Source organism: Bradyrhizobium sp., from assembly GCF_049512235.1.
Classification (GTDB): domain Bacteria; phylum Pseudomonadota; class Alphaproteobacteria; order Rhizobiales; family Xanthobacteraceae; genus Bradyrhizobium.
The window spans coordinates 1-3,806 of sequence record NZ_JBEKXH010000566.1; the positions used below are offsets into that span (position 1 = coordinate 1).

A 3,806-nucleotide genomic window follows, 5' to 3' on the forward strand; every position below is an offset into this window, starting at 1 on the left:
CCACCCCCGACCCCTCCCCGCGATGCGCGTGGGGGGAGGGGAGCTTATAACCTCATCCTGATTTATCCACCGGCGCCGACCCATGGACGGACTGCCTGCAAAATCCGAAGCCGTTAATTTGACGTCTGTCCTAGCGGCGGAGGTCGCGATACAAAAACACCGCTGTCATTCCAGGGCGCGGAGCGAAGCGTCCCGGAATGACAGAGGGATTAAGGTCGAGCGGCACGTGCCGCAGCTCACAGAAAAGCCCCGTCCGGCAGGGGAGGCCGGACGAGGCTCTCATGTCCGGCGCGCCGCGGCGGTGGCGCTGCCGGACAATTGATTCAAGCGGGGTTGAAGGTTACTCGACCACCTGAACGATACGGCGCGAGCGCGGCTCGACCAGCACGGTGTGGCCGTTGACCACGGTGTAGCGATAGGGCGTGACGCCGAATGTCTGCGGTACGTCGTAAAAGGTGACGCCGGTGTCCGGCAACACGCCGCCGACGATCACGCGGTCGGGAACGACGTAGTTCGGCACGCGCTCGCGAATGATGTATTCCCGGAAGGCCGGCCGCTGTTCGACGGCGAGGCCGCCATCGGCATCTACTTCCACCGGCGTGCTGACGACGATGCCCGTCGAAGGCGCGACGCCAACGGTGACATCGCTCTGCGCCTGTGCAGAAAGCGGTACGAAAGTGGCGGCCGCGATTGCGGCAATCGCAAGTATCCTGTTCCGCATGATAAAACTCCTTCGCGATGGCGCAGGCCGGATTGCGCCGGCACGCCCATGTGCCAATTCATCGCGCGCCGCATCGTTCCCTTCGGAAGGCCTGCACATCTTGCCGCCGCAATTGTCGACATTTTTTGCTGCGGCGCGGAACCCGAAACAGGTCCCCGACGTCTGCTATCGTGGAACCGGCCCAAAGGGTAGAATGCAGCGATCGATTCCATTCCCCGAAAACTCATTCCGGAGATATTTCAATGACCATTACGGCTGCCCACATTCCTGCCATCGTGGCCCTGATCGCCGGCGTTTTGATCCTGATCATGCCGCGGCTGCTCAATTTCGTGGTTGCGATCTACCTGATTTTGACCGGCCTGATCGGCCTCGGGGTACTCAGGATGTTTCATATGTAGTTCGCAAAAGGGAACCGCGGCTTGCGCGGAACCCGCCAAAATGGTGTAAGGCGCGAAACTTCCTTTCCTCTCGCGGATTAAGTGTGAGCCATGGCCAAACCTGCCGCTAAACAGAAGAAAACCGCAGTGAAATCAAAGCAATCCATGCCGGCCCGCGCGAAAGCCGCGGTCCCCGTCCGCAACGCGCTGAAGAAAGGCCCGGCCAAACCGGCGCCGAAGCCCGCCGGCAAGATGGTCGCTGCCAAGCCTGTGCCGGAAGCGGCAAAATCCGCCAGATGGGTTTACACATTCGGCGACGGCAAGGCCGAAGGCAAAGCGGAGCTTCGCGATTTGCTGGGCGGCAAGGGCGCCAATCTCGCCGAGATGGCCAATCTCGGGCTTCCGGTACCGCCCGGCTTCACCATTCCGACCTCGGTCTGCAGCTATTTTTACGCCCACGACAAATCCTATCCGGCGGAGCTGAAGGCGCAGGTCGAAAAGGCGCTGGAGCATGTCGGCAAGCTGACCGGCAAAGTGTTCGGCGGCGCCAGAAATCCGCTGCTGGTTTCGGTACGATCGGGCGGCCGCGCCTCGATGCCGGGCATGATGGACACCGTGCTCAATCTCGGTCTCAACGACTTGACGGTCGAAGCGCTGGCCGAAAATTCCTCCGACCGCCGCTTCGCCTATGACAGCTACCGCCGCTTCATCACGATGTACTCCGACGTGGTGCTCGGCTTCGAGCATTCCCACTTCGAGGACATTCTCGATACCTTCAAGGACAGCCAGGGCTATACGCTCGACACCGACTTGACCGGCGACGACTGGGTCGATCTGGTCGGCCGCTACAAGGATGCGGTGGCGCGCGAAACCGGAAAGGATTTCCCGCAGGATCCGCACGACCAGCTGTGGGGTGCGATCGGCGCGGTATTTTCATCCTGGATGAACGCGCGCGCGGTGACCTACCGGCGGCTGCATGACATTCCGGAGTCCTGGGGCACCGCGGTCAACGTCCAGGCAATGGTGTTCGGCAATATGGGCGAGACCTCCGCGACCGGTGTCGCGTTCACGCGCAATCCCTCGACCGGCGAGAGCCGGCTGTACGGCGAATTCCTGATCAACGCGCAGGGCGAGGACGTGGTCGCGGGAATTCGCACGCCGCAGGACATTACCGAATATGCGCGCCAGGAGTCCGGTTCCGACAAGCCTGCGATGGAAACCGCGATGCCCGAGGCGTTCAAGGAGCTGACGCGGATCTATACGCTGCTCGAAAAACATTACCGCGACATGCAGGACATGGAGTTCACGGTCGAGCGGGGCAAGCTGTGGATGCTGCAGACCCGCAATGGCAAGCGCACCGCCAAGGCGGCGCTGCGGATCGCCGTCGAACTCGCCAATGAAGGCCTGATCTCGAAAAAGGATGCGGTGTCGCGGATCGACCCCGCCTCGCTCGACCAGTTGCTGCACCCGACCATCGATCCCGCCGCCAAGCGCGATGTGATCGCCACCGGCCTGCCGGCCTCGCCCGGCGCTGCCGCCGGCGAAATGGTGTTCTCCTCCGATGAGGCGGCCAAGCTGCAGGCCGATGGCCGCAAGGTCATTCTGGTGCGGATCGAGACCAGCCCGGAAGACATCCACGGCATGCACGCCGCCGAAGGTATCCTGACCACGCGCGGCGGCATGACCTCGCACGCCGCGGTGGTCGCGCGCGGCATGGGCAAACCCTGCGTCTCCGGCTGCGGCACCATCCGCGTCGATTACGGCCGCGGCACCATGAGCATCGGCGCGCGCACCTTCAAGGCCGGCGACGTCATCACCATCGACGGCTCGCTGGGGCAGGTGCTGGCCGGGCGGATGCCGATGATCGAGCCGGAATTGTCGGGCGAATTCGGCACGCTGATGGGATGGGCCGATGCCGTCCGCAAGCTCGGGGTCCGTGTCAATGGCGACACGCCGGACGATGCGCGCACCGCGATCAAATTCGGCGCCGAGGGTATCGGGCTTTGCCGCACCGAGCACATGTTCTTCGAGGAGACCCGGATTCGCACCGTGCGCGAGATGATCCTCGCCGAGGACGAACAGGCCCGCCGCTCCGCGCTGTCGAAACTGTTGCCGATGCAGCGCGCGGATTTCGTCGAACTGTTCGAGATCATGCAGGGCCTGCCGGTGACGATCCGGCTGCTCGATCCGCCGCTGCATGAGTTCCTGCCGCATACCCAGGCCGAGATCGAGGAAGTCGCGCGCGCGATGAACACCGATCCGCGACGGCTCGCCGATCGCGCCCGCGATCTCGCCGAGTTCAATCCGATGCTCGGCTTTCGCGGCTGCCGCCTCGCCATCGCCTATCCGGAAATCGCCGAGATGCAGGCGCGCGCCATCTTCGAAGCCGCGGTCGAGGCCGGCCGCGCAACCGGCAAGCCGGTTGCGCCGGAAATCATGGTGCCGCTGATCGCCAGCAAGATGGAGCTCGATATTGTGAAAGAGCGCATCGACGCCATGGCGGAGAAAGTTGCCGAAGAGACCAAGACCAAGCTCAAGTATCAGGTCGGCACCATGATCGAGCTGCCGCGCGCCGCGCTGAAAGCCGGCGAGATCGCCGAGACCGCGGAATTCTTCTCGTTCGGCACCAACGATTTGACGCAGACCGCCTTCGGCATCAGCCGCGACGACGCGGCCAGTTTCCTGGGAATTTATACGTCGAAAGGAAT

At 63.3% G+C, this 3,806-nt stretch carries 3 protein-coding genes; 2 read left to right on the forward strand and 1 reads right to left on the reverse strand.

Features of this window, described 5'->3' with window-relative positions; translation table 11 throughout:
* Positions 1 to 340: 340 nt before the first annotated feature.
* Positions 341 to 721: a DUF1236 domain-containing protein gene (locus ABSG20_RS31805; RefSeq protein ID WP_423868415.1), complete on the reverse strand. Its 381-nt coding sequence runs from the start codon at positions 719 to 721 to the stop codon at positions 341 to 343.
* Positions 722 to 963: 242 nt separating this feature from the next.
* On the opposite strand from ABSG20_RS31805, the gene ABSG20_RS31810 reads away from it, so the two are divergent.
* Positions 964 to 1,119 (forward strand): DUF3096 domain-containing protein, encoded by a 156-nt coding sequence (locus ABSG20_RS31810; protein ID WP_423868416.1) that lies wholly within the window; start codon positions 964 to 966, stop codon positions 1,117 to 1,119.
* Between the two features lie 90 nt (positions 1,120 to 1,209).
* The coding region (gene ppdK, locus ABSG20_RS31815; RefSeq protein WP_423868417.1) for a pyruvate, phosphate dikinase at positions 1,210 to 3,806 on the forward strand (2,597 nt) is incomplete at its 3' end.

What these genes read in the sequence shown, in the direction of transcription:
- ABSG20_RS31805 (WP_423868415.1), bottom strand. Translation starts at nt 721, where the DNA reads ATGCGGAACAGGATACTTGCGATTGCCGCAATCGCGGCCGCCACTTTC.
- ABSG20_RS31810 (WP_423868416.1), top strand. Translation starts at nt 964, where the DNA reads ATGACCATTACGGCTGCCCACATTCCTGCCATCGTGGCCCTGATCGCC.